Genomic DNA, 23126 nt, shown 5'->3' with positions numbered 1-23126 from the left:
ATTCAGACTTCAGAGGGAACGACAATGACCAACCTGATCGCCAAGTTCGCCGACGCCGCCACCCCGGCCCTGGTGGCCTTTCCGCTGGCCATCATGCTGGCCACCGCCGCGCACGCCGCGCCGGTGAGGATCCACGTCTCCGACCTGAACCTCGCCACGCACGCCGGCGAGGCGACGCTGCAGGCCCGCGTGGCGCGCGCCGCGCAGAGCTTCTGCGGGGCTGAGAAGGACCTCGGCATTCAGGCCGCCTGCAAGGCGGGCGTGCGCCAGGAAGCGCAAGAGAAACTCGCGATGGCGACGCCTGCCGCCATCGGCGCCATCGCCGCCCGCTAGCCCAGCTAAAGCCAGCCCGAGCGCTTGAACTGCCAGTAGAGGAACAGGCAGGCGGCGAGGATGCCCGCCAGCACCGCGGGATAGCCGTAGATCCAATGCAGCTCCGGCATGTGCTGGAAGTTCATGCCGTAGATGCCGGCCACCGCCGTGGGCACCGCCAGGATCGCGGCCCAGGCGGCGAGCTTGCGGGTGATCACTCCCTGGCGCTGCTGCTCCAGGAGGTTGGAGACCTCGAACACCGAGGAGAGCACTTCCCTGAGTCCTTCGACCCGGCTGGCGACCCGCCGCACATGGTCGGCGACGTCGCGGAAATAGGGCCTGACCTCGGGGTCGAGGCCCGGGATGGCGAGGTGCTCGAGCCGGCTCGCCATCTCCTCCATCGGCCCCAGGATGCGGCGGAAGCGGATCAGCTCGCGGCGCAGCAGGAAGATGCGGCGGATGTCGGCGCGCGACAGGAAGGCCTCCAGCGCCCGGCCCTCCATGGACAGCACCTCCTCCTCGATGTCCTCGACGATCGGCAGGTAGCCGTCGACGATGAAGTCCAGGATGCCGTGCACCACGTAGTCGGGCCCGTGCCGCAGCAGCGCCGGCGCCGCCTCCAGGTGCGCCCTGAGTTCCGAGTGCGCCCGCGGCGAGCCGTGGCGCACCGTGACCACGTAGGTCTCGCCCATGAAGATGTGGGTCTCGCCATAGGTGATGGAGTCGCCCTCGATCTGGGCGGTGCGGGCGACCACGAACAGCTCGCGGCCGTAGACCTCAACCTTGGGCATCTGGTGGGCGGAAAGGGCGTCCTCCACGGCCAGCGGGTGCAGCCGGAAACGCCGCGCCAGCAGCCGCAACTCCGTCTCGTCAGGGTCGACCAGCCCGATCCAGACGAACTCGCCGCGGGCGAGCTTGAGGCCGGCCTCGGTGAGCGAGGCGTCGCGGACCCTCCGGCCGTTGCGATAGATATAGGCCGCAACGACGCTCATCGGCCCTGCCTGATGAACAGCCCGACGGTGAGCGCGACGCCCAGCAGCACCACGAACCCGCGGATGATCCGCTCGTCGACGCGCTTCAACAGCATCGCCCCCCCGTAGCCGCCGGCGATCGCGCCGACGCTGACCACCGCCACCCTGAGCCAGGGGATGTGCGGCGTGAAGATGAAGATCGCCACCGCCGCGGCGTTCATGATCGAGGCGAGCACGTTCTTGGTCGCTCCGGCCGCCCGGACGGCCAGGCCCGCGGCGGTCAGCGCCGCCAGCATCAGGAAGCCGATGCCGCCGCCGAAGTAGCCGCCGTAGACGGAGATCGCGAACTGCATGGCGCCGGCGGCGAGGGGGCCCACCCGCGGCCCCGCCTCGGCCGGCCGCCTGACGAAGCTGCCGTAGGCGAACAGCCCGGTCGCGAACAGCACCAGCCACGGCACCAGTCGGGCGAAGAAGGTCGACGGCGTGAGCAGGAGCAGCACCGCCCCGAGCGCGCCGCCGGCCAGGCTGACCGCCACCAGCGCCCGGAAGCTCAGGCCGCCCGCCCCGCTGACCAGCTTGCGGCCGACCCAGCCGGTGGTCACCTGTCCGGGGAACAAGGCCAGGGTCGAGGCGATGTTGGCGGCGCGCGCATCCAGGCCCGAGAGGATCAGGGCGGGAAGCGTCACGAAGGAGCCGCCGCCCGCGAGCGCATTCTGGCAGCCGGCCCAAACCGCCACGGCGAACAGCAGCACGAACATGGCCGGTGCCTAACGCGGGCCGGCGCGTCTGGCCAGCGGCTCAGCTTTCAGGCTTGGCCTCGCGCCGCCAGACCAAGGCTTCCTCGGCGGCGGCGTCCTGGAACGAGCGGTGCTCATGGAGAGGCCGGCCCCCGGACTCCAGCGGAATCGCGCGGTCGTTGACGCGGGCGAAGGCGCGCTCCGCGCGGACCAGCCAGACCTCGGCCTCGTCCATCAGCCGGGCCCGCTCGACCGCGTCCTCGCAGCGCCCGGCCCGGGCGAACGCCTGCTCCGCGCGCGCGAGGCAGTGCTTGATCTCGACGAAGCGGTCCGGAGTCTCCGAGCTCATGGCTCGCAGAAGAACCCTCGAAAGCCCGCTCGGGTTCAAAGCCGTCACGGTTCGGCGCACCCGGCGGGCGTGGACTTGCAGTCATGACCGCGCCGCAAGCGGCCTAGCGTTCGCGCCGCGCGGCGGCGAACAGCATCCACGCGCTCGTGGCCGCAAGCCATGCGGTGATGAACGGGTGGATGAGGACGAAATCCCAGGCTCCGCCCACCACGTCCGGAAGTCTCGGCATCGCGGGTCTCCACGTTCGGGAGCCGCCCCTCACCTCGTCCGTGATAGCCAAGTAGTGTTCACCTTCCGCGAACGAGCGCGGTTAAGCGGCGCTCACAGTGAATCCTCGTTCACCACGCCGGGGACGGAACGCGGGGTCGGGCGGCGCGCGTTTATGCAAGACGCGCCGGCTCGGAACCCGATGTCCCTGACTCTCCAACCCATTCTGGTCGCCACGGGCGAGGAGGGCGAAGGCTGTCTCGTGTTCCACGACCGCTGGCTCGTCGCCGTGCTCGTGCGGCTGTCGGACCTGCACGAGGACCGCTCCGGATGCTGGTTCCTGGAAAAGGGATTCGGCGGCCTGGACGGCCCGGAGTCGCCGACGTTCGACAATCTGGACGCCGCCCAGGACTGGATCGTCGAGCATCTCGCGGGCGGCGGCGGCTCGCAGCTGGCGCAGGGCTGAGAGACGAGCTGGTCGCAGCCTGCGCTGCGCCGGCTGGGGATGGCTATTCGCTGCCCTCGGCGGCCGGCGCGCCGGAGGCGTCGCGGGGGCCGGCGCCCGGATCGCGGCCCTCCTTCTCCATCTCCCGCGCCCCGGCCAGGATGCCCGGCATGGCGTAGTTGCCTTCGTGGCAGGCGTATTCGTAGATCGGCCCGCGCGCCGCGTTCAGCGCCACTTCGCCGCTGAACGGGCGGGTGTAGATCTCCGGGTCCTCGACGGTGAAGCGGTAGAGGATCTGGGTGGGCGAGATGCGCGTGAAGCGCTCGGTGACCTTGGTGTCGCCGCCGGCTCCGCGGAAGCCCTGCTCGGGCCGCATGTTGGTGGTCTCGACGACCAGGGTGTCGCCCTCCCAATGGCCGACGCTGTCGCCCATCCATTCCTTGATGCTGGGCGGAAGGTGCTGGGCGTCGAGGCGGATGTGGCGCAGGTCGTGGACCATCTCCACCAGGATCGAGACCTCGTCCTTGGACTGATAGATCTGGTAGTTGTTGTTGTAGAGCAGCGGCAGCATCGGGGGGCCGGCGGCGGAGCCGAACGAGAGGATGCACCGCTCCCCCAGCGAGCGCGATTCCGGGCCGTCGAAGGCGCCGCGCCTGAAGCGCGCCGCCAGCCGCGTCCTGCCCTCATCGGTGAGCGGCGGCAGACGCCCGTTCGGCGGATCGACGATGATCGAGGTGCGCTTCTCCCCGGCGATCGCCATCACCTCGGTGCCCGGATCGGTCCAGGCGAAGTTGTAGCCGCAGTCGCTGCCCTTGAAGCCGCGTCCGCACTCGTAGGGCAGGTCCGTGGTCTTCAGCTTCGGATCCGTCGGAGCGTTCGCCTGGGCGATGAACTTGGCGTTCGCATGCTCGATCGCCGCGGCTTCCTGCGGCGTCATGGCGAGACGCTCGCTGTACTTCGGGTCGCGCTCGAGCGTGGTGAGGGTGGCGTTGGTCCAGACGCCCTCCAGGTCGGGCTGGCCGAAGGCGTTCCGGGGCGCGTGGTAGGCCGGCGGCTTGGCGGCGGGAGACTGGGCGAACGTCGGCGCGGCGGCGAGCGCGCTGATCACGGCTGCAATCGACAGGGCTGCGGATTTCACGGGCATCTCCCCCGCGCAGGGCCTTGAACGCCATGGCCGCGCACCCCGACGATACCGCCGCCGCGCGCGGGGTGACAACGTTCGCCTGGTTGCACGCTTGAAACCGGGCCGCGGCCGGTCTAGGGCCGCTCTCACATGAGCGACGCCCCGCCCGACCGCCTCTCGGTGGATCCTTCCAGCCCCCACTACGACGCCGAGGTCCTGGCGCGCGGCGTGGGGGTGCGCTTCATGGGCCAGGAGAAGACCATCGTGGACGAATACTGCGTCTCAGAGGGCTGGATCCGCGTGGTCGCCGGCAACGCCAAGGACCGCAACGGCCGTCCCCTGATGCTGAAGCTCGCCGGCCCTGTGGAGCCCTATTTCCGGGACCAGGCGTAGGGCCTGTTCCGCGGCAAGGCCGCTGCGCGCTTGCGCCGCAGCGGGTGCGACGCGCCGACATAGCGGCCTCGGTCCGACGCGGTGACAAGACTTGGCGCATCGGGCGAACGCCGATTTGTCCGGGGCCGGGGAAATTCGATCATGAGCGAGCTGACCGTCGTGGCCCGGAGCGGCCGATGGATGCTGGTGGACCAGGACGACGCCGAGCTGGGCGCCTATGGCTCGAAGGCCGAAGCCCTGGAGGCGGCCGGCGACTTCGCCCGGGTCGACCAGGAGCCGCGCCATGTGCTGATCCAGGATGACGCCGGCGACTGGGACGAGGCGTTCGTCGCGCCGCGGCCCCTGAACTGATCGCCGGCGCGCGGATCGCCCTTGCCGGAGCTCCGGCCCGGCGGGATGCTGGGCCGATGAGCGACGAGCCCGCAACCCCGCCGGACGGCTGGAAGCAAACCGGCGTGAAGGTGATCCCCGGCGACCGGCTGGACGACAACACGGCCCAGACCCCCGGCATGCATCGCGCTGCGGCGATCGACTACGCACGGGCGGGCGCGAAGAAGCTCTGGGCGGGGACCGTCCACATCCATCCCGGCGCCAAGACCGGGGCGCACCACCATGGCGCGCTGGAGAGCGTGATCTACGTGGTGAGCGGTCGGGCCCGCATGCGCTGGGGAGAGCGGCTGGAATTCGTCGCCGAAGCGGGGCCGGGCGACTTCATCTATGTGCCGCCCTATGTGCCGCATCAGGAGATCAACGCCTCGGGCGAGGCGACGCTCTCGTGCGTGCTGGTGCGCTCCGACAGCGAGGCCGTGGTGGTCAATCTCGACATAGAGCCGGTGGAGAAGCCCGAGGGCGTGGCCTGGGTGGACCCAATCCACAGGCCGCCAGGCTGAGGCTCGCTCCGCCGCTCAGCCGCCCAGCCGCCAGCCGGTGGCGGCGATCAGCCGTTCGAAGAACTCCGGCTCATAGGCGTGTTCGGGGTCCTCGCGGACCAGCAGGTCCATGGCGTGGGCGTCCTTGCCCACCAGGATCCGCCAGCGCTCGGCCCGCACGCCGTCGAGGATGATCTTGGCGGCTTCCGCAGCCGAGGTCGGCGCATCCTCCAGGAACCGGCGGGCCTGCTCGGCGGCCATCGCCGAGATCTGCTCGTCGCTGAGCTGGGCGGCGGCCTCGCCCATGGCCCGGGCAATGCGGGCGCGGGCGCGGGCGATGTCCTCGGCCGAGAGCTGATCCTCGTCGCGCCCGGAGATCACCTTGCGCGAGTTGGCGACGATCGAGGTGCCGATGTGCCCCGGCATCACGACCGAGCACTTGATGTGCGGCGCATTGAGCCGCAGGTCGGTGACCAGCGCCTCGGTGAAGCCCTTCACCGCGAACTTGGCGGCGGCATAGGCGGTATGGCTGACGCGCGGGCCGAGCGAGGCCCAGAAGCCGTTGACCGAGGCGGTGTTGACGATGTGGCCTTCGTCGGCCTCGAGCATCATCGGCAGGAAGGTGCGGCAGCCGAGATAGACCCCGCCCCAGCAGACATTGAAGGTCTTCTCCCATTCCTGCCGGGAGTCGTTCACGAACGAGCCGCCGCCGCCGATGCCGGCGTTGTTGAACAACAGGTTCAGCTTGTCGGTCTGGTGCCGCTCGGCGGCTTCGCCGCGGAAGCGGATCAGCTGGGCCTCGTCCGAGACGTCGGCGACATGGCTCGAGACCTTGGTGCCCTGCGGCGGGCGATCGGCCTCGATGAGCGCCACGGTCTCGGCCATCGACTTCGCCGAGACGTCGCACATGGCGACATTGCAGCCCTCGGCGGCCAGCTGGCGGGCGAGCTCGCGCCCCATGCCCGTGCCGCCGCCGGTCACAACCGCGAACTTGCCTTCGAACGATTTCATGTCCGCCCCCAACCGCTCACGCCCGCACTGGCGGGAATCCAAGCGGCCTATCGACCGCAACGCAAGCGCGACGTGGCGGAAGGCGATCGATTGAACCGGCGTCGCCGCCCCAGCGGGGATCAGCGGCTAGAAAGATTATCAGCGATAAGTTATCCTTGAGGCAAGCCAACAAGGCGCGGCGCGGACCGACGCCGTCTCATGCGGCGCTGGAGGACAACGGGATGGACGACGCCGGGATGATCGCGCGCTCACAGGTGGACGCACGGGTCGAGCACTTTGACGTGCTGATCGTCGGCGCCGGCATCTCGGGCGTGGGCTCGGCGGTGCACCTCAAGGAGCAGTGCCCCGACAAGAGCTTCGTCATCCTCGACGCGCAGGAGCATTTCGGCGGCACCTGGTGGACGCACCAGTACCCGGGCATCCGCTCCGATTCCGACCTCTACACCTTCGGCTACCGCTTCAAGCCGTGGACCGGGACGCCGATCGCCACGGGCGACAAGATCCTGGCCTACATGGGCGAGGTGATCGAGGAGAACGGCCTGGCGGGCCACATCCGCTATGGTCACAGGATCCTGGCCGCCCGCTGGTCGAGCGAGACGAGCCTGTGGACCGTGGAGGCGAAGCGCACCGACACCGGCGAGCGCAAGGTCTTCACCGCCAACTTCCTCTGGATGTGCCAGGGCTACTATCGCCACGAGCAGGGCTACACCCCGGAGTGGCCGGGCATGGCCGAGTTCAAGGGCCGCATCGTCCATCCGCAGACCTGGCCGGCTGATCTCGACTATCGCGGCAAGAAGGTGGTGGTGATCGGGTCCGGGGCGACCGCGGCGACGCTGATCCCGGCCATGGCCGACGAGGCCGGGCACGTCACCATGCTGCAGCGCTCGCCGACCTACTTCGTGCCGGGGCGCAACGTCGACGACCTCGCCGACACCTTGCGCGGCCTGGAGATCGACGAGCGCTGGATCCACGAGATCGTGCGCCGCCAGCGGCTGAAGATGGGCGGCCTGTTCACCCGCCGCTCGTTCGAGGAGCCGGAGGCGGTGAAGCAGGAGCTGCTGTCGATGGTCGAAGCCTTCGTGGGCCCGGAGATCACCGCCAAGCACTTCACGCCGAGCTACCGCCCCTGGCGGCAGCGCATCGCCTTCGTGCCGGAGGGCGACATCTTCCAGAAGGTGAAGGACGGCAAAGCGAGCGTCGTCACCGACGAGATCGAGCGCTTCACCGAGACCGGCATCCTCCTGAAGTCCGGCGAAGCGCTCGCGGCGGACATCATCATCACCGCCACCGGCTTCAACCTCTGCGTCCTGGGCGACATCGCCTTCGAGGTGGACGGCCGGTCGGTCGACTTCGCCGAGACGATCACCTACCGCGGCATGATGTTCACCGGCGTGCCGAACCTGGTCTGGGTGTTCGGCTACTTCCGGGCGAGCTGGACGCTGCGCGTCGACATCCTGGGCGATTTCGTCTGCCGCCTCCTGAACCACATGCAGGCCAAGGGCGCGGCCAGCGTGACGCCGAAGCTGCGGCCCCAGGACGAAGGGCTCGAGCCGCTCTCCTGGATCGACCCGGAGAACTTCAACCCGGGCTATCTGATGCGCGACATCGAGAAGATGCCGAGGCGCCTCGACAAGCCGGAGTGGCAGCACACTCAGGACTATTGGGCCGAGCGCAACGAGCTCCCGAACATCGATCTCGACGGCCCGGAGTTCGCCTACGGCGGCAAGGTGGGCGCAAAGGCGCGGGAGCGGGAACCCGCTTAGCGGCGTTACGGCGCGTCGCCCTGCGCGGTTCCGAACGCGCGGCCCTTGGCTTCGGGACCGAACCAGGTGACCAGCGCCAGGATCACCGCGACCACGCCGCACACCAGCGCCAGCGCGAAGCCGTAGTCATCGCCGCGGCTCTCGGCCAGCCCCGCCTGCCAGGTGGCGTTGCCGGCGGCGAACAGGTTGCCGAGCTGGTAGGCGAAGCCCGGAAATGCGCCGCGCGCGCCCTCGGGGCTGAGCTCGTTCAGGTGGGCGGGCACCACGCCCCAGGCGCCTTGCACGCTGACCTGGATCAGGAACGCGCCCAATCCCAGCATCAGGGGCGTCGCCGAGAACGCCCACAGCGGGATGATCGGCAGCGCGAGCAGGGCGGCGATGACGATGGCCCGCCGGCGCCCGATCTTCTCCGACAGCGCCCCGAAGATCAGGCCTCCGACGATGGCCCCGAGATTGAGCACGATGGTGAGGGCGGTCACCATGCCCGCGGAAAACCTGTGCTGCACCTTCAGGAAGGTCGGATAGAGATCTTGGGTGCCGTGGCTGAAGAAGTTGAACGCCGTCATCAGCACGACGACATACACGAGCAGGCCCCAGCGGCCCTTCATCGCGGCGGCGAAGCTGACGCCCCGGCCGGCGGCCCGGGTCGCGCGGGCCGTCTGCCAGGCCGGGCTCTCGGGCACGTGGGCGCGGATGAACAGAATGAGCAGCGCCGGCAGGGCGCTCATCATCACCAGCCCTCGCCAGCCGATCGTGGGCAGGAAGAGGTTGGCGATCGAAGCCAGGAAAAAGCCGACCGGATAGCCTTCCTGCAGGATGCCGGAGACCACGCCGCGGCTCTTCGCGGGGATCGTCTCGAGCGCGAGCGACGCGCCGATTCCCCACTCCCCGCCCATGGCGAAGCCGAACAGGGTCCGGAGCACCAACAAGGTGATCAGGTTGGGCGAGAAGGCCGACACGAAGGCCAGCGCGGCGTAGACCGCCACGTCGATCATCAGGACCGGCCGGCGGCCGTAGGTGTCCGCGAGGCGGCCGAAGACAAAGGCCCCCACGGGTCGTGCGGCGAGCGTGAGGGTGATCGCGACGGCGACCTGCTTCACGTCGGTGTGGAACTCGGTGGCGATGTCCTTCAGCACGAAGGTGAGCAGGAAGAAGTCGAAGGCGTCCAGCGCCCAGCCCAGCAGGGCGGCGATGAAGGCGGCCCTCTGCGGCTTGTCGAGCGCGCGCAGCTCGTCCACGATCACCATGCTCGGACTCCCCTCCCCGATTTGCCCGCAGACTAGCCCGCGCCGCAGGGCCGAAGGCAAGGGCCTCGCCGCCGAAGCGCGCTAAGGTGGGGCATGAGCTGTCCCTTCTCCCCCGGTTTCCGCGACGAACTGCTGGCCCGCTGCAGCGCCTTCCCCCGCATCGCCGAGGAGACCGCCGGCCTGAAGCGGGCCGCGGTGGCGATCGCCCTGGTGGAGGCCGACGATGGCTCGGGCGAGACGGCCTTCCTTCTCACCCGCCGAGCCTCCGGCCTGCGGGCCCACGCCGGCCAGTGGGCGCTGCCGGGCGGCCGCTGCGATCCTGGCGAGAGCCTGGCCGAGACCGCGCTGCGCGAACTGCAGGAGGAGCTCGGGGTGCGGCTGCCGGCGGAGGGCGTCCTGGGTCTGCTGGACGACTATCGGACCCGTTCGGGATTCCTCGTTGCGCCGGTTGTGGCCTGGCTGGCCGATCCCGCCGAGCTGCGGCCGAACCCGCAGGAGGTCGCCTCGGTGCACCGGGTCCGGCTGGACAGCCTGGGCGGCGAGGACGCCGTGGCCTTCGAGACCATCCCCGAGAGCCCGCGGCCGCTGATCCGCCTCAAGATCGGCGACCAGCATATCCATGCGCCCACCGCCGCCCTGATCTATCAGTTGCGCGAGCTGGTGGCCGGACGCGTGACCCGCGTCTCGGAGCTGGAGCAGCCGGTGTTCGCCTGGCGCTGACCAAGCCGCCGATGCCGCAATACCGGATGCACGCCGCCGACGCCGCCGCGGTGGCGGCCTATCTGGCCTCGCTGAAGCGATAGCCGGCGAGTCCGCGCCGATCCGTCGCGGACGCCCGGCGCGGGCGTTAGGGGAAGCTCCACCATGGCCATGTTACAGACCGGTCCCGAGGGACGTATTCGGGATCAGGGGCTGCCATGCGCCACCTCCGCGCCCTCCTCGCCGGTATCTGCGGCGGGCTCTTCCTCTGCTCAGCGCCCGGCCTGGCGGCGGCCCAGGTCGGCGTCGAGGCCGCGGTTCTCGACGAGCTCAACTTCGCCCGCACGCATCCGGCGCAATATGCCCGCGAGCTGCGGCGCAGCGCCGCGCGCGGCGGGGAGGTCGGCTACTCCGAGATCGGCAACGAAGACCTGGACGCGCTCGCCGAAGCGATCGATTTCCTCTCGCGGCAGCGGCCGCTGCCGCCGCTGAAGCCGAGCGAGGGGCTCGCCGCCGCGGCGCGCGCGCACGCCCGGATGCAAGGCCGCACCTATCTGGTCGGCCACGTGAGCCCGGACGGCGCGACGCTCTCCGAGCGGCTGCACGCGCACGGCGTCTGGGCCGGCCTCGCCGCCGAGGACATCTCCTACGGGTACGACGATCCGCGCGAGGTGGTGCGCCAGCTGATCATCGATTCCGGCGTGCCCAGCCGCGGGCATCGGCAGAACATCTTCGGCGCCCACTATCAGCTCGCCGGCGTGAGCTGCGCCGCCCACCGCGCCTGGGGCGCGATGTGCGTCATCGACTTCGCCGGGGCTCTCGCGCAGCGGTGACGTTCGCCTGGCGGCGACGGGATTCGACTGACGTAGGGTCCGCCCGCCATGATCGCCGGCGAGAGAGACCTTTTCGCTGGAGCCCGCCATGCCCGAAGCCCTGATCATCGACACCTGCCGCACGCCAAGGGGCATCGGCAAAGTGGGCAAGGGCGCGCTCGCCGACCAGCACCCGCAGCACCTCGCCGCCACGGTCCTCAAGGCGATCGCCGAGCGGAACAACCTGAAGACCGAGGAGGTCGACGACATCATCTGGGGCACCGCCTCGCAGAACGGCAAGCAGGGCAACGACCTCGGCCGCATGGCCGCACTCGACGCCGGCTACGACGTCCGCGCCTCGGGCGTGACGCTCAACCGCTTCTGCGGCTCAGGGATCACGACGGTGAACCTGGGCGCGGCGCAGATCATGGCCGGCATGGAAGACCTGGTGATCGCCGGCGGCACGGAGATGATGTCCTACACCGCGACGCTTGCCGCGCAGCGGAATCCGGAAGACGGGCCGCCGCTGATGGACGCCGGCAACGAGCGGCTGCGCGCCAGGCGCCCGCAGTCCCATCAGGGCGTCTGTGCGGACGCCATCGCCACCCTGGAGAACATCCCGCGCGAGGCGCTGGACGAGCTCGCCTATGTCAGCCAGCAGCGCGCGGCCAAGGCGCTGGACGAGGGCCGGTTCGACCGCTCGCTGGTGCCGCACTACCGCGAGGACGGCACGCTGGCGCTCGACCGCGAGGAGTTCCCCCGCCCGCAGACGACGCTGGAGGGCCTCGCCGCCCTGAAGCCCTCGTTCGAGGCGATGGCGAACGCGCCCCTGGACGCGCAGGGGACGACGTTTGCGGGGCTGATCCAGCAGGTCTATCCGGACCTGAAGATCCGCCACGTGCACCACGCGGGCAATTCCTCGGGCGTGGTGGACGGCGCCGCAGCCGTGCTGCTCGCCTCGCCGGAGTACGCCCGGAAGAACGGCCTGAAGGCCCGCGCGCGGGTCATCGCCATGGCCAATGTCGGCGACAGCCCGACGCTGATGCTGAACGCGCCGGTCCCGGCCGCCAAGAAGGTGCTGAAGAAGGCGGGGCTCACGCCGGACGACATCGACCTGTGGGAGATCAACGAGGCCTTCGCGGTGGTCGCCGAGAAGTTCATTCGCGACCTCGAGCTCGACCGCGACAAGGTCAACGTCAACGGCGGCGCCATGGCGCTCGGCCATCCGATCGGCGCCACCGGCTCGATGCTGATCGGCACCATCGTCGACGAGCTCGAGCGGCGCGGCCTGAAGCGCGGCCTGGTCACCATGTGCGCCGCCGGCGGCATGGCCCCGGCGATCATCGTCGAGCGGATCTAGGCCGCCGCCTCGAGGATCATCACGTCGAGCTGGAAGGAGCCGTCCGGCTCGATCGCGAAGTGCGTGCGGACGGGTTCCGAAGCGGCGGCCTGCAGGGCGCGCACGGCGGCCGCGTTCAGCTCAGGCGTCCGCATGCGCTCGATCCAGCTCGGGAAATCGATCCGGATCTGGTGACGGTGCAGCGCGGCAATGCTGAACCCCGCCCGCTCGACGGCCGCCGTCCATTCCGCGGCGGTGTAGTCGCGAACGTGGCTGGGATCGCGCAGCACCTCGATCGCCTGCAGGTGGGTGTCGAGCAGCGGAGGCCCGGGCGAGACGGCGTCGATGAAGACGACGGCCGCGCCGGGCTTGGCGACGCGATGCGCCTCGGCGAGCCCGCGGTCGAGGTCGCTCCAGTGGTGGGCGCTGAAGCGCGTCGCGAGGAAGTCGAAGCTGGCGGCCTCGAACGGCAGCCGCTCCGCCGCCGCCTCGGCGGTCGCGATGTTGGCAAGACCCCGGGCGCGTGCGGCTTCGGCGACCGCCGTGAGCATCTCGGGGGCGGGATCGCAGGCCACCACCTCGGCGAAATGCGCCGCGAGGCGATAGGCGACGTGGCCGCCGCCGCAACCGAGGTCGAGGGCGCGGCGCCCGGCGTGGGCGGACGCGACGGCCGACAGCGCCTCGAGGTCGGCGCCCTGCGCATGGACGGCGCTCTCGACGTAGGCGGCGGCGCGCGGACCGAACTGGGCGCGCGCGAGGCTCTCGGGGCTGGCGGACATGGCGGTCTCCTGGCCGCGCAAGGACCCGAAATCGCCGCCGCGCGCAAGCCGTCGTTCAGGCCGGGTAGGCGAGGCTCGGATACCAGTGCGGCGGCCGGCCCTCCGGGGTCATGTCGAGGACCATCCACAGCGGCGCGGGATCCGGCGCGCCGCGCGGATCCTGGCCCGGATCGGCCGTCCGGTCGCCCATCTCGCCCGACCAGAAGTGGCGGGTGGTCCCGTCGCGGCGGGTGAAGACGTTGAGCGACGGGATGTCCGAGCCGTCGGGCGCCACGCCGAAGTAGTCGCGGGAGTAGGCGCCGTTGAGGTCGCTGTAGAGGCGCAGGTTCTTCCAGCCGCGCTCGCGCTTCCAGGCGGTGAGCCTCTCGAGGGGCGAGCGGGCGATGACCACGAGCGAGATCTGCTGGCCGATATCGGCGGCGTTGCCCTCCCAGGCGCCCAGGAGGTTGGTGCACATCGGGCACGGCCGCTCGCGCTGCGGGCCGAACATGTAGCTGTAGGCGACCAGCGTCGGCTTGTCCCTGAACAGCCCCGCGAAATCGACCTCGCCCTCCTCGCCCTGGAAGCGGTAGTCGCCGCGGACCTCGCCGCCCGGCGGCAGCGCCTGGCGCTGGGCGGCGACGCGGGCGATGTGGCGGCGCAGCTCGATCTCCTCGGCCAGCAGCGCCGTCCGGGCCGCGCGGTACTCGGCGCTTTCGTTGGGGAAGCGCAGCGGATTGTCGCGGGCGAGCTGCAGGGCAGGCGTGAGGGTTTCGGTCTTGGCGTCCATGGCGCGCCTCCGGCTTGATCAGGAGAGTTGATATCAACATAATAGCCGGCATGACCGAACCGGCAAGCCTTCCTGTCGAAACCTCGCAGCAGGTGCGCGACACCTGCCTCTGCCTGCACGCCCACCGGGCCGCGCGGGCGCTGGCCCGGCGCTTCGACAAGGCGCTAAGGCCGCTCGGCCTGACCAACACCCAGTTCTCCCTGCTGATGGCGCTGAACGGGCCGGAGCCTGCCCCCCTGGGCCGGGTGGCCGCCCTGCTCGGGGCCGACCGCACAACCCTGACCGCCGCCCTGAAGCCGCTGGCCCGGCGTGGGCTGGCGGCGATCGCCCAGGACCCGACGGACCGGCGGGCGCGACGGGTCAGTCTGACGGCGGCCGGGCACGCCGTGCTCACGGCCGCCCTCCCCGCCTGGCGCGCAGCGCACGAGGGCCTCGAGTCGGAACTGCCCGGCCTCGATCCGGGCCGGCTGCGGGCGGAGCTCAGGGCCTTGTCGGAGACCGGCTCGCCCAGCGACTGAGACGAGCGCCTAGCCGCGCGCGTCCTTGCCGGCGGCGCGGTGCAGCCACACGGCGATGCCGAGCCCTGCAGCCTGCATCGCGGCGCCCAGGATCAGCACCCCGTGGGCGTTGTGCGGCCGCACGGCGAGCGAGGCGAGCAGCGGGCCCAGCGCGCCGGAAAGAAGCTGCACCGGGCCGCTCTGCAGCGCGGCGCGGCGGGTGGGGTCGGCCTCGATGGTCATCGGCACCAGGAAGGGCGCGGCGAGCGAGCCGCAGAGGCCTGTGCCGCCGGCCAGCCCGATCAGCAGCCAGGCCGGCGGGTGGCCGGCGTAGGCCAGCCAGTTGGCGAAGAACACCGCCGCGCAGATGGCGAACACCTGGATGTAGCGCACGTGCCCGGCGATGGCGGTCGCCAGGGCCGCGCCGGCGATGGCCGTGCCGAGGGCCACCGGGATGGCGCTCCGCGCGAGCTCGAGGCTGAGGCCGGCCTGCACGGCCAGCGGCACGCCGTAGACCCCCACGCAGGAGAGCGAGGCCGAGAGCAGCAGCGTGCCGAAGAGCGCGATCCAGCCCTTCAGCGGCGGGGCGCCGGCCACGCGGTCGCCGGCGCCGGGCATGGGCCCGAGCGCGCTGGGCGCCAGGAAGGCGAGCGGAACGCCGAGCGCGCTGGCCGCGGCCACGGCCAGGTAGCCGCCGTTCGCGCCGAACCTCGGCAGCAGCAGGGCGGAGGCCAGGGTGGCGAAGGCCAGCTGGCTGACCGCCATGCCGGTGAACAGCACCGCCGCCCAGCGCTCCGGCGTCCGGGTGCGCGCGATGAACCCGATGGTGATCCACAGCAGCACGCCCTCGGGCGCGCCGGCGAGCGTGCGCACCGCGAGCACCGAGACGCCGCTGGCGCGCAAGGTCGCCAGGTTGACCGCGACCAGGCCCACCGACGCCAGCGCGGCGGTCAGCTTCAGGCGCTTCGGCCGCACCAGGATGCCGGCCAGTCCGGCGACAATGCCCGTCGACAGGGCCTCGAACATGGCCGCCTGGCCGATGCCGGCGGCCGACAGGCGATGCTCCTCGGCGAGCGCGCTGAGCATCAGGGCCAGGAGGCCCGCCATCAAGAGGGCGATGACGCCGAGCCCGATGGCGCCGGCCGTCTGCAGCGGCGTGAACGGCGCGCCGGAAACCTCGTCGACGGTGTCGTCGGGCGTGCGGGCGAGGTCGTCCGGAAAAGCGGTCATCGCGGGAAGGCTGCACCGGGATGCGCCGGGCGCCTAGGCTGTCGCAGGGTCACACCAGCGAGCCGCCGCCGTCGACGCGCAGCACCTGGCCGGTCGTGTAGCCGCCGCGCATCAGATAGAGGTAGGCCTCGGCGGCTTCCTTTGGCTCGCCGATGCGGGCGAGCGGCTGGCGGGCGGTCATCTGGGTGATCCGCGCCTCGCGGACGTCGGCGGGGATGGAGTCCCAGACCCCCGTTCGGATCATGCCCGGACAGACGCAGTTCACGCGGATGGGCGCGAGCTCGGCGGCGAGCCCGCGGGTCAGGTGCTCGACCGCGCCGGCCATGGCGGTCGAGAGGCTCGAGCCCTTCGCCGGACGGTGGGCGATCATCCCGTCGGTGAGCGTGATGGAGCCGGCGGGCGCGATCGCCTTGGCGGCGTGCTTGGCGACCGCCGCGGCGCCCCAGAAGCGCACGTTGAAGATCGCCCGGCCGGCGTCCAGGTCGAGGTCCATGAGCAGCCCCCGCCGCGGCCCGCCCCAGTCGCCGGCGGTGAAGGCGAGGTGGTCGAAGCGCCCGAGGCCGGCGAACGCGCGCTCGACCGCGCCCTCGTCGGTGACGTCGAGGACGAACCCCTCCGCGCCCGGCAGGCGCGCCGTGGCCGCCTCGACGTTCTGCGGGTTGCTGGAGGCCACCGCGACGGCGGAGCCTTCGCTCAGCGCTGCTTCGGCCACGGCGAAGCCGATGCCCGAGGTCCCACCGATCACGACGATGCGCTGGCCCGCGAGGCTCATGCGGCCCTCCCCTACTTGCCGTCCAGGCTGAAGGCCAGCAGCACGTTCAGCGGATTGCCGGTCGCGCCCGTCGCGCCCGAATAGCCGGAGATCACGAACAGCTGCGAGCCCGAGACCACCGGGCCCGTGCCGTCGATCGAGCCGCCCGGCTGGTTGGCGACGCCGTTGACCGTCATGTAGCCGCCCTTGCCGGTGTCGTAGCTCCAGACCATGCGGCCGTCGCTGGCGTCGAACGCCTCCAGCCAGCCGTCGGACGAGCCGGAGAACACCAGCCCCGGGACGGCGGTCGGCGGCGCGGAGTGGGCGTGCAGGCAGCGCGCGGCCTTGAAGCTGCAGCCGAGCTTGGGGGCCGGCGCCGACCAGATCAGCTTCCCGCTGGCCGGATCGAGGGCGTAGACGCCGGGCTTGGCCACCGCCGGCGGAAGCGCGAACGGATCGGAGATGGCGACGTAGAGCGCGCGCCCGTCATAGGCCATGCCCCATTCCACCCCGCCCAGCGCCGAGCCGGTCCCGACCTGGGTGCGCCAGACGAGCTTCCCGGTCGCCGGATCGAGGCCGTAGACCGCGCCGGACTTCTGGCCGGCGAGGATCATCTCCTTGCCGCCGGGCAGTTTGGCGACGATCGGGGTGGCCCCGAAGTCGTGGTCCGGCCCGGTCTCGCCGAGCGGGCAGTTGACGCTCTTGATCCGGCCGCAGGCGATCAGGAAGTTGTCGGCCTTGGTCACCTGGTTGGCCCAGGCGATCCGGCCCGAGGTCGCGTCGAAGGCGACCACGGCGTCGGAGGCCGGCGCGTCCACCTCGGTGTAGGAATCGCCGGTCGCCACATAGACACGGTCCCGCTTCGCGTCGATCGAGGGCTGCGACCAGATCGCGGCGCCTGCGGGGCCGTAGAGCTGGGCGCCGGCGGCGTTCTTGCGGGTGGGCTCGGCCTTGGGCAGCACGGCGGTGCGCCACCTGATCCGACCGGTGCGGGCGTCGAGCGCCACGACCGCGCCGGAGAAGGTGCAGCAGGAATAGCTCGCCGTGGTGGCGGTGATCTCCTCGCCGGAGGACAGCGGCACGTAGACCGTGCCGTCGTGGTAGGCCGCCCCGCCGGTGAGCACGCCAAGCGGATGGGTCTGCACCTCGGTCTTCCAGAGCATCTTGCCGGTCTGGGCGTCGAGGGCGAACTCGTGGCGGTTGAAGTCGCCGACGAACATCACCCAGCCGGTCGAGCCCATGCCGGGGATGCGCACCACCACCGGCGAGGTGCGCGAGCCGGATCCTAACGGCGTTCGCCAGTGGACGCAGCCCGTGGCCGCATCGAGCGCATAGGCGTCGCCGCCGCCGGTGGTGAGGAACAGGTGCTCGCCGATCACCGCGGGCTCGCCATTGCGGCCGCCGGAGACGGCGAAGGCCCACTTCAGCTTCAGGCGCCCGACGTCGCCGGCATCGATCGTGGTGTGCGGCTGATACCGGTCGCCCGTCGGATCGTGGCCGTAGCCGTTCCAGTCCGCGGGGCTCGCCTTGATCGGCGGATTTGCCTGGCACATCGGATCCGGCGGCTGCGGCGCGCCCGCCTGGGCCGGAAAGTGCAGGGCCGGCCGCTGGCGGAACGAGGCGGCGGCGGCCGGCGCGCCCATCGGCTTGCCGGACAGGTAGACGGCGAGCGCCTTGATGTCGTCGGGCGAAAGCCCCTGGGCCATGGCCTTCATCGGCCCGTCGGTCAGGGCGTAGGCGATCGCCTCCGGCGCCATGGCGGCCATGGCCTCGCGGCTGATGGCGCGCTCCACGGGCGGTTCGTGGCAGGCCTTGCAGCGGGCGTCGAAGATGGCCGCGGGCGACTGGCCCGAGGCGCCCCCGGCCTGCGCCCGGGCGGGCGTCTGGACGAGCGGCGCGGACAACAAGGCGAGGCCGAGCGCGGCCGCCGCGACGACCGCCATACGCGACTGTGACACGATCACGAATTCCCCCGAAGGTGTTCTGGGCGCGGAGCATCGCGCGCCTGCTTGGCGCCGAGATTTCGCCGGGGCGCCGCTTATTGCAAGCGGGCAATCGGGCGCCGTCGCGTCAGGCTCGCCGGATGCGCGCGGGCGTGCCAAGCTTCTCCCGATGGGAGGAGGCGCGCGATGAAGGCGGCGGCCTTGATGCTGGCGACGCTGGCCCTGGCGCCCGCCCAGATGGGCGCGGACGCCACGCGCGAGGCGGTGGGCTTCATCTGCGGCGCGGAGCACACTCCCGCCGCGGCGGGACCGGTGAAGGTGGTGCTGGAGGACGGGGTCGGCAACGCCCACTGGGCGATCCGCACCGCCGATCCGCAGGCCCAGCGCTGGTTCGACTACGGGCTGAACCTCTACCACGCCTTCTACCACCAGGAGGCCAAGGCTGCGTTCAGGCGCGCCATGGCGCTCGATCCGGCTTGCGCCATGTGCGCCTGGGGCGAGGCGCTGTCGCTGGGCGCCACGCTGAACTACCCGATCTCGGCGGACGAGACGGCCGCGGCGCTGAAGGTGGCGCAGCAGGCGCAGGCGCTCGCCGCCAAGGACGATGACAAGGCGCGCGCGCTCACCGCCGCGCTCGTCACCCGCTACAGCCCCGAGCCGGGCAAGGGCGAAGCGGCCTTCCGGCGCGAGATGGACGCCATCGCCGCCCGCTGGCCCGCCGACGACGACATCGCCGTCGTGACCGCGCACGCCATCCTGATCCCCTCGCGGGCGGACGACTTCTCGACCGTGCCGCGCGCCATGGCCATCCTCGAGGGCGTGCTGAAGCGCAGGCCCGACGACATCGCGGCCATCCACTACTACATCCACGCGACGGAATTCGCCGGCAGGGCGGAGCTCGCCCTGCCCTACGCCGAGCGGCTGGCGAGCCTGGCGCCCAAGGCGAGCCACCTGGTGCACATGGGCGCGCACACCTTCATCAACGTCGGCGCCTATGAGCGCGCGGCCGTGGTCAATGCCGAGGCGCTGGAGGTCGACGCCGAGTTCAGCCGCGAGATGGGCTACGTCCGCCCGCTGGGCGCGGCCATGTACTATCCGCACAATATCGGCTTCGGGACCGAGGGCGCGCTGATGGCGGGCGACGCGGCTCTGGCGCTCCGCTTCGCCGACGACGCCAAGGTGGCCTTCCCGGAAGGCGTCAGCCGGCGCGCCAGCGCGCTCAGCCGCAGCTTCGTGGCCTACGGGCGCTTCGCCCCCGACAAGGCCCTGGCGATCCCGGAGAGCGCGGCCGGCGACGGCCTGCTGGCCGTCTACCGCCACTACGCGCGCGGGGAGGCCTTCGCCGCGAAGGGGGATGTCGCCGGCGTGCTCGCCGAGGCCGCGGCGCTCAAGGCCATGAAGCCCGCGCCCGCGGACGCGGCGATCGCGCCGCACATCGAGCTGGCCGCCGGCGTGCTGAGCGGACGCGCCGAGATGATGCAGGGCCGCCCCGAGCTGGCGGCCAGGACCTACGCCCAGGCCGCTGCGGTCCAGGAGGCCGCGTTCGGCAAGGAATTCGATCCGCCGCCCTGGTGGTACCCGGTGCGGCGCAGCGAGGCGGCCGCGCTGCTGGCGGCCGGACGCGCCCGGGAGGCCGCGGCCGCCGCCGAGACGAGCCTGACGCGCTGGCGCGCCGACGGTCTGGCGCTCAGGGTGCTGGCCGAGGCGCAGGAGAAGCTCGGCCGGGCCGCCGAGGCCAGGCGCGAGCGCCAGGCCGCGCGGCGCGATTATCGCGGCGATCCCGCGGCCCTGCCGCTGGCGCTGATCTGAAGGAGAGGCTCGCGATGAGCACGCGACACCTGGTCGATCCCGAGCTCGCCGCCGCGTTGGAGGTGCTGCCGCCCTTCGAGCTCTCCGCCGAGACCCTGGCGGCCACGCGCGAGCTGATGAAGGGCTTCGCCCCGCCCAAGGAGACCTACTGGCGCCAGGACGTCGGCGTGCAGGCGGCCGCCGCGCCTGGCCTGAACGGCGCGCCCGAGGTCCCGCTGGTTGTCTATCGGCCCTTGCGGGCGGAAGGCCCGCTGCCGGCGATCCTGTTCATCCACGGCGGCGGCTATGTGATGGGCTCGGCCGAGACCGGCGCCCCGGCCTGCGTGAACGCCGCAGGCGACCTGCCCTGCGTGGTGGTCAGCGTCGACTATCGCCTGGCGCCCGAGACGCCGGCGCCCGGGCCGGTGGAGGACTGCTACGCCGGCCTTCTCTGGCTGCAGCGGCATGCGGGCGCGCTCGGTGTGGATGCGAGCCGCATCGCGATCTGGGGCGAGAGCGCCGGCGGAGGCCTCGCGGCGGCGCTGGCCCTGATGGCGCGTGATCGGGCCGAGGTCCCGCTGCGGCTGCAGATGCTGATCTACCCGATGCTGGACGACCGGACGGCGAGCGAGGGGCCGCGCAACCCGCACGTCGGCGAGTTCATCTGGACCAACGCCTCCAACCGGTTCGGCTGGGCCTCCCTGCTCGGCAAGGCTCCCGGATCGGAGGGCCACCACCCCTATGCGGTCCCGGCCCGGGCGGAGGACCTGAAGGGCCTGCCGCCGGCCTTCATCGCCGTGGGCTCGCTCGACCTCTTCCTGCAGGAGGACCTTGACTATGCGGGCCGCCTGCTCGCGGCCGGCGTGCCCACCGAGCTGCACGTGATCCCCGGCGCCTACCACGCCTTCGAGGCGCTCGCGCCGCAGTCGGCGGCCGCCCAGGCCTATGTCCGGCTGCGGCGGGACGCGCTCGAGCGCGCGCTGAAATGACCGCGTCATCCCGGACGGCCGCAGGCCGATCCGGGACCCAGGGCAACGGCGTTGCAGAGCCGTCTGGGTCGCGGCTCTCCGCTGCGCGCCGGCCGGGATGACGAAGGTTATTGGGATCGCGCCAGCAGCGCCGCGAGGTCGTCCTGCCAGAGCGCGGCGAGCTGGCGCCATTTCCGCGCCCCAAGCCGGAATCAAAGACCCAACGGCCGCGCTGGCGCAACACAGACCCGAGCCGTCGGCGGCCTGACAGGCTCATTCAGCACCGGTTCAGGTGCCGCGCGTTAACCCTTGAGACTGACGCGGCCCGCCCGGCGGTGGGCCGCCCGCAATGGAGGTTCGAGATGAACAAGACCCTCGCCGCCGCCATGGCGGCCGTCACCTTCGGGGGCGCGGTCGCCGCGGCCGCCCTGCCGAGCGCTGCGGAAGCCCACGACTGGCACGGCGGCTACCGCTACTACGGGGGCTATCACCATCACCACGGCGATGCGGCCGGCGCGGCGCTGGTGGCCGGCGTCGCCGGCTTGGCGCTCGGCGCGGCCCTGGCCGACCGGCCGCACTATTACAGCTATTCCTACGGCCCGGCCTATTACGACGACTACTACGGCGGCTACGCGGTGTGCGAATCCGCCCGCTGGGTGTGGGACCCCTACATCCATCGCCGCGTGCTCGTGCGCCACCGGTATCCTTGCTGACCTGACGCGGAGCCCTCCTCGTCAGGGAGGGCGGACGGCGCGCAGCGCGGGCCGGGCGGGGGTGCGTGGGCAGGCTCGGACCTCGAGCCCGATCCGCATCCCCCACCCTGGCCGCGGCTCGGCCATCCCTCCCCTGGAGAGGCGGGATTATTCGACCGCGAAGGTCAGCCCGGCGTTCCGCTGCAGGCGCTCCACCAGCTTCATCCCCATCGCCGCGCCGGGGGTCCAGACGCCCCCGGGCGTATCCGGGCAATCCTTCACCAGACACAGCGCGGCTTCGGCCAGCATCTTCGAGGTCGACCCGTAGCCGGGGTCCTTGTCGCCCTTCACCGAGACGCGCACCTGGCGGCCACCCGCGGCCAGGCCGACGAACAGGATGTCGAAGAAGCCGGTCTCCCGCTCTTCCCTCGAAGGGCCCTCGCCGGGCTTCGGACCGCCGTCGCCCAGCGCGGTGAACTCGGTGGGCGCGCCGGGCGCGAGGATCGCCATCTCGTCGTACTGGAACGCCCGGCCCCAGGGATGATCCATCAGGTAGTTCGACCGGTGGACGTTCTTGGTGTTGATCATCGCCATCATGAAGGGGCCGACCTCGGCGTCGAGATCGGGGTCGCGATGGACCTTGTCGCCCGCCGGCTGGTCCGGGCCGCGAAAGCCCGGGGTCAGCGCGAACGGATCCATCAGCACGCCGAGCACCGACGGGTCCTTCTGGACCGCGTCGCGAGTCGCAGCGCCGGACGCCGCCGTCCCCCCGGAGAGCCCGCCCTTGATGGCGCGCACCCGACCCTTCACGCGCGGGACGTAGGCGCCGAGCCGCTGCCGGGCCGTCTCCTCGCAGAACAGGACGCCGAGCTCGAAGGGGATGGAATCGAAGCCGGCGGAATGGACGAGGCGCGCCCCGCTCGCCTTGGCCGCCGCTTGGTGCGCGGCGACGGTCCTCGCCATCCAGTTCGGCTCGCCCGTGAGGTCCAGGTAGTCCGCGCCCGCCGCCGCGCAGGCGGCGATCAGCGCGTCGCCGTAGAGCTGGTAGGGCCCGACCGTGGTGATCACCGCCTTGGCGCGGCGGACCATGGCGTCCAGCGAGGCCGCATCCGAGGCGTCGGCGACCAGCAGCGGCGTCTCCTTGGGCGCACCGATCTCGTCGCGCACGGCCGCGAGCTTGCCCGCCGAGCGGCCGGCCATCGCCCAGCTGATTTCGCCGTCGTCCCCGTAGCGCCGGGCCAGGTGCTCGGCCACCAGCCGGCCGGTGTAGCCGCTCGCGCCATAGACGACGACGTCGAATTCGGCTTTCGGGTCCATGCGCTCTCTCCTGATCCTGGCCGCAGGAAGCATACGTTTACGCGGTAAGCAAACCGCAATGCGAACCGCCTCTCCCACTCCCGGCGAGAGGACAGGAAGGCGATGAAACGTAACG

The 23126-nt window shown here is 71.6% G+C and carries 26 protein-coding genes; 13 read left to right on the top strand and 13 right to left on the bottom strand.

Features of this window, described 5'->3' with window-relative positions:
- Window positions 1-333 (top strand): UrcA family protein (locus VLI41_RS06325; protein ID WP_325267215.1); only part of this gene is annotated, 333 nt, incomplete at its 5' end.
- Between the two features lie 5 nt (window positions 334-338).
- Here VLI41_RS06325 and VLI41_RS06320 read toward each other — a convergent pair.
- The 4 genes from VLI41_RS06320 to VLI41_RS06305 all read right to left on the bottom strand — a co-directional run bounded on the left by VLI41_RS06320 (window position 339) and on the right by VLI41_RS06305 (window position 2598).
- Window positions 339-1304 (bottom strand): magnesium and cobalt transport protein CorA, encoded by a 966-nt coding sequence (locus VLI41_RS06320; RefSeq protein WP_325267214.1) that lies wholly within the window; start codon window positions 1302-1304, stop codon window positions 339-341.
- Window positions 1301-2041, bottom strand: a complete 741-nt coding sequence (locus VLI41_RS06315; RefSeq protein WP_325267213.1) for a TSUP family transporter — start codon at window positions 2039-2041, stop codon at window positions 1301-1303. Before VLI41_RS06315 ends, VLI41_RS06320 begins: the two co-directional genes overlap by 4 nt.
- 40 nt (window positions 2042-2081) lie before the next feature.
- Complete coding sequence (locus tag VLI41_RS06310; protein WP_325267212.1) at window positions 2082-2369, bottom strand: hypothetical protein; 288 nt, start codon at window positions 2367-2369, stop codon at window positions 2082-2084.
- A gap of 103 nt (window positions 2370-2472) precedes the next feature.
- Window positions 2473-2598, bottom strand: a complete 126-nt coding sequence (locus VLI41_RS06305) for a hypothetical protein (protein WP_325267211.1) — start codon at window positions 2596-2598, stop codon at window positions 2473-2475.
- A 180-nt stretch (window positions 2599-2778) separates the two neighbouring features.
- On the opposite strand from VLI41_RS06305, the gene VLI41_RS06300 reads away from it, so the two are divergent.
- The gene (locus VLI41_RS06300; RefSeq protein ID WP_325267210.1) at window positions 2779-3042 is read left to right on the top strand and encodes a hypothetical protein; all 264 of its coding nucleotides are present in this window, start codon (window positions 2779-2781) and stop codon (window positions 3040-3042) included.
- Between the two features lie 43 nt (window positions 3043-3085).
- Here the strand turns inward: VLI41_RS06300 and VLI41_RS06295 are convergent, their stop codons facing one another.
- The gene (locus VLI41_RS06295) at window positions 3086-4159 is read right to left on the bottom strand and encodes a hypothetical protein (RefSeq protein WP_325267209.1); all 1074 of its coding nucleotides are present in this window, start codon (window positions 4157-4159) and stop codon (window positions 3086-3088) included.
- Between the two features lie 135 nt (window positions 4160-4294).
- Between VLI41_RS06295 and VLI41_RS06290 the strand changes: the two genes are divergently transcribed.
- The 3 genes from VLI41_RS06290 to VLI41_RS06280 all read left to right on the top strand — a co-directional run bounded on the left by VLI41_RS06290 (window position 4295) and on the right by VLI41_RS06280 (window position 5427).
- Window positions 4295-4537 (top strand): DUF3297 family protein, encoded by a 243-nt coding sequence (locus tag VLI41_RS06290; protein ID WP_325267208.1) that lies wholly within the window; start codon window positions 4295-4297, stop codon window positions 4535-4537.
- A gap of 141 nt (window positions 4538-4678) precedes the next feature.
- A complete protein-coding gene (locus VLI41_RS06285; RefSeq protein WP_325267207.1) occupies window positions 4679-4888 on the top strand; it encodes a hypothetical protein in 210 nt (69 codons plus the stop codon).
- A 56-nt stretch (window positions 4889-4944) separates the two neighbouring features.
- Complete coding sequence (locus VLI41_RS06280) at window positions 4945-5427, top strand: cupin domain-containing protein (protein ID WP_325267206.1); 483 nt, start codon at window positions 4945-4947, stop codon at window positions 5425-5427.
- Between the two features lie 15 nt (window positions 5428-5442).
- On the opposite strand, the gene VLI41_RS06275 is transcribed toward VLI41_RS06280, so the two are convergent.
- On the bottom strand, window positions 5443-6417 hold the full coding sequence (locus VLI41_RS06275; protein WP_325267205.1) for an SDR family NAD(P)-dependent oxidoreductase: 975 nt from the start codon (window positions 6415-6417) through the stop codon (window positions 5443-5445).
- Window positions 6418-6638: 221 nt separating this feature from the next.
- Here VLI41_RS06275 and VLI41_RS06270 point away from each other — a divergent pair, with 221 nt between their 5' ends.
- A complete protein-coding gene (locus tag VLI41_RS06270; protein ID WP_325267217.1) occupies window positions 6639-8180 on the top strand; it encodes an NAD(P)/FAD-dependent oxidoreductase in 1542 nt (513 codons plus the stop codon).
- A 5-nt stretch (window positions 8181-8185) separates the two neighbouring features.
- Here VLI41_RS06270 and VLI41_RS06265 read toward each other — a convergent pair whose 3' ends face one another.
- Window positions 8186-9427, bottom strand: coding sequence for an MFS transporter (locus tag VLI41_RS06265; protein WP_325267204.1), 1242 nt, complete (start codon window positions 9425-9427; stop codon window positions 8186-8188).
- A 93-nt stretch (window positions 9428-9520) separates the two neighbouring features.
- On the opposite strand from VLI41_RS06265, the gene VLI41_RS06260 reads away from it, so the two are divergent.
- The 3 genes from VLI41_RS06260 (at window position 9521) to VLI41_RS06250 (ending at window position 12298) form a co-directional block, all read left to right on the top strand.
- Window positions 9521-10147: a CoA pyrophosphatase gene (locus VLI41_RS06260; protein WP_325267203.1), complete on the top strand. Its 627-nt coding sequence runs from the start codon at window positions 9521-9523 to the stop codon at window positions 10145-10147.
- A gap of 197 nt (window positions 10148-10344) precedes the next feature.
- Entirely contained in the window at window positions 10345-10959 is a 615-nt protein-coding gene (locus tag VLI41_RS06255) for a CAP domain-containing protein (RefSeq protein ID WP_325267202.1), read from the top strand.
- Window positions 10960-11047: 88 nt separating this feature from the next.
- Window positions 11048-12298, top strand: a complete 1251-nt coding sequence (locus VLI41_RS06250; RefSeq protein WP_325267201.1) for an acetyl-CoA C-acetyltransferase — start codon at window positions 11048-11050, stop codon at window positions 12296-12298.
- Here VLI41_RS06250 and VLI41_RS06245 read toward each other — a convergent pair.
- Both VLI41_RS06245 and VLI41_RS06240 read right to left on the bottom strand, forming a co-directional pair.
- A complete protein-coding gene (locus VLI41_RS06245; protein WP_325267200.1) occupies window positions 12295-13056 on the bottom strand; it encodes a class I SAM-dependent methyltransferase in 762 nt (253 codons plus the stop codon). The genes VLI41_RS06250 and VLI41_RS06245 overlap by 4 nt on opposite strands.
- A gap of 55 nt (window positions 13057-13111) precedes the next feature.
- Window positions 13112-13825 (bottom strand): DUF899 family protein, encoded by a 714-nt coding sequence (locus VLI41_RS06240; protein WP_325267199.1) that lies wholly within the window; start codon window positions 13823-13825, stop codon window positions 13112-13114.
- A gap of 50 nt (window positions 13826-13875) precedes the next feature.
- Here VLI41_RS06240 and VLI41_RS06235 point away from each other — a divergent pair, with 50 nt between their 5' ends.
- Entirely contained in the window at window positions 13876-14343 is a 468-nt protein-coding gene (locus tag VLI41_RS06235) for a MarR family winged helix-turn-helix transcriptional regulator (protein ID WP_325267198.1), read from the top strand.
- A 9-nt stretch (window positions 14344-14352) separates the two neighbouring features.
- On the opposite strand, the gene VLI41_RS06230 is transcribed toward VLI41_RS06235, so the two are convergent.
- Genes VLI41_RS06230 through VLI41_RS06220 form a run of 3 tightly spaced genes read right to left on the bottom strand, consistent with a single transcriptional unit; the run spans window position 14353 to window position 18261 of the window.
- On the bottom strand, window positions 14353-15552 hold the full coding sequence (locus VLI41_RS06230; protein WP_325267197.1) for a hypothetical protein: 1200 nt from the start codon (window positions 15550-15552) through the stop codon (window positions 14353-14355).
- A 49-nt stretch (window positions 15553-15601) separates the two neighbouring features.
- Complete coding sequence (locus tag VLI41_RS06225) at window positions 15602-16324, bottom strand: SDR family oxidoreductase (RefSeq protein ID WP_325267196.1); 723 nt, start codon at window positions 16322-16324, stop codon at window positions 15602-15604.
- Window positions 16325-16335: 11 nt separating this feature from the next.
- Window positions 16336-18261 carry a PQQ-binding-like beta-propeller repeat protein gene (locus VLI41_RS06220; RefSeq protein WP_325267195.1) on the bottom strand — a complete coding sequence of 642 codons (1926 nt, stop codon included), beginning with the start codon at window positions 18259-18261 and terminating at the stop codon, window positions 16336-16338.
- Window positions 18262-18432: 171 nt separating this feature from the next.
- Here VLI41_RS06220 and VLI41_RS06215 point away from each other — a divergent pair, with 171 nt between their 5' ends.
- From VLI41_RS06215 to VLI41_RS06205, 3 genes are all read left to right on the top strand, one after another.
- Window positions 18433-20055, top strand: a complete 1623-nt coding sequence (locus tag VLI41_RS06215; protein ID WP_325267194.1) for a hypothetical protein — start codon at window positions 18433-18435, stop codon at window positions 20053-20055.
- A 14-nt stretch (window positions 20056-20069) separates the two neighbouring features.
- Complete coding sequence (locus VLI41_RS06210) at window positions 20070-21023, top strand: alpha/beta hydrolase (protein ID WP_325267193.1); 954 nt, start codon at window positions 20070-20072, stop codon at window positions 21021-21023.
- A gap of 341 nt (window positions 21024-21364) precedes the next feature.
- Window positions 21365-21715: a hypothetical protein gene (locus VLI41_RS06205; protein ID WP_325267192.1), complete on the top strand. Its 351-nt coding sequence runs from the start codon at window positions 21365-21367 to the stop codon at window positions 21713-21715.
- A 147-nt stretch (window positions 21716-21862) separates the two neighbouring features.
- On the opposite strand, the gene VLI41_RS06200 is transcribed toward VLI41_RS06205, so the two are convergent.
- Window positions 21863-23011 (bottom strand): saccharopine dehydrogenase family protein, encoded by a 1149-nt coding sequence (locus VLI41_RS06200; protein WP_325267191.1) that lies wholly within the window; start codon window positions 23009-23011, stop codon window positions 21863-21865.
- Window positions 23012-23126 lie beyond the last annotated feature (115 nt).

The organism is Phenylobacterium sp., assembly GCF_035475775.1.
Lineage (GTDB): Bacteria > Pseudomonadota > Alphaproteobacteria > Caulobacterales > Caulobacteraceae > Phenylobacterium.
Note: the sequence above shows the minus strand (reverse complement) of the source record. Positions and strands in the feature narration are given on the sequence as shown.

Bases quoted from the DNA above. Each gene is read 5' to 3' on its own strand.
- VLI41_RS06320 (WP_325267214.1), bottom strand. From the start codon at position 1,304: ATGAGCGTCGTTGCGGCCTATATCTATCGCAACGGCCGGAGGGTCCGC.
- VLI41_RS06315 (WP_325267213.1), bottom strand. From the start codon at position 2,041: ATGTTCGTGCTGCTGTTCGCCGTGGCGGTTTGGGCCGGCTGCCAGAAT.
- VLI41_RS06310 (WP_325267212.1), bottom strand. From the start codon at position 2,369: ATGAGCTCGGAGACTCCGGACCGCTTCGTCGAGATCAAGCACTGCCTC.
- VLI41_RS06305 (WP_325267211.1), bottom strand. From the start codon at position 2,598: ATGCCGAGACTTCCGGACGTGGTGGGCGGAGCCTGGGATTTCGTCCTC.
- VLI41_RS06300 (WP_325267210.1), top strand. From the start codon at position 2,779: ATGTCCCTGACTCTCCAACCCATTCTGGTCGCCACGGGCGAGGAGGGC.
- VLI41_RS06290 (WP_325267208.1), top strand. From the start codon at position 4,295: ATGAGCGACGCCCCGCCCGACCGCCTCTCGGTGGATCCTTCCAGCCCC.
- VLI41_RS06285 (WP_325267207.1), top strand. From the start codon at position 4,679: ATGAGCGAGCTGACCGTCGTGGCCCGGAGCGGCCGATGGATGCTGGTG.
- VLI41_RS06280 (WP_325267206.1), top strand. From the start codon at position 4,945: ATGAGCGACGAGCCCGCAACCCCGCCGGACGGCTGGAAGCAAACCGGC.
- VLI41_RS06275 (WP_325267205.1), bottom strand. From the start codon at position 6,417: ATGAAATCGTTCGAAGGCAAGTTCGCGGTTGTGACCGGCGGCGGCACG.
- VLI41_RS06270 (WP_325267217.1), top strand. From the start codon at position 6,639: ATGGACGACGCCGGGATGATCGCGCGCTCACAGGTGGACGCACGGGTC.
- VLI41_RS06265 (WP_325267204.1), bottom strand. From the start codon at position 9,427: ATGGTGATCGTGGACGAGCTGCGCGCGCTCGACAAGCCGCAGAGGGCC.
- VLI41_RS06260 (WP_325267203.1), top strand. From the start codon at position 9,521: ATGAGCTGTCCCTTCTCCCCCGGTTTCCGCGACGAACTGCTGGCCCGC.
- VLI41_RS06255 (WP_325267202.1), top strand. From the start codon at position 10,345: ATGCGCCACCTCCGCGCCCTCCTCGCCGGTATCTGCGGCGGGCTCTTC.
- VLI41_RS06250 (WP_325267201.1), top strand. From the start codon at position 11,048: ATGCCCGAAGCCCTGATCATCGACACCTGCCGCACGCCAAGGGGCATC.
- VLI41_RS06245 (WP_325267200.1), bottom strand. From the start codon at position 13,056: ATGTCCGCCAGCCCCGAGAGCCTCGCGCGCGCCCAGTTCGGTCCGCGC.
- VLI41_RS06240 (WP_325267199.1), bottom strand. From the start codon at position 13,825: ATGGACGCCAAGACCGAAACCCTCACGCCTGCCCTGCAGCTCGCCCGC.
- VLI41_RS06235 (WP_325267198.1), top strand. From the start codon at position 13,876: ATGACCGAACCGGCAAGCCTTCCTGTCGAAACCTCGCAGCAGGTGCGC.
- VLI41_RS06230 (WP_325267197.1), bottom strand. From the start codon at position 15,552: ATGACCGCTTTTCCGGACGACCTCGCCCGCACGCCCGACGACACCGTC.
- VLI41_RS06225 (WP_325267196.1), bottom strand. From the start codon at position 16,324: ATGAGCCTCGCGGGCCAGCGCATCGTCGTGATCGGTGGGACCTCGGGC.
- VLI41_RS06215 (WP_325267194.1), top strand. From the start codon at position 18,433: ATGAAGGCGGCGGCCTTGATGCTGGCGACGCTGGCCCTGGCGCCCGCC.
- VLI41_RS06210 (WP_325267193.1), top strand. From the start codon at position 20,070: ATGAGCACGCGACACCTGGTCGATCCCGAGCTCGCCGCCGCGTTGGAG.
- VLI41_RS06205 (WP_325267192.1), top strand. From the start codon at position 21,365: ATGAACAAGACCCTCGCCGCCGCCATGGCGGCCGTCACCTTCGGGGGC.
- VLI41_RS06200 (WP_325267191.1), bottom strand. From the start codon at position 23,011: ATGGACCCGAAAGCCGAATTCGACGTCGTCGTCTATGGCGCGAGCGGC.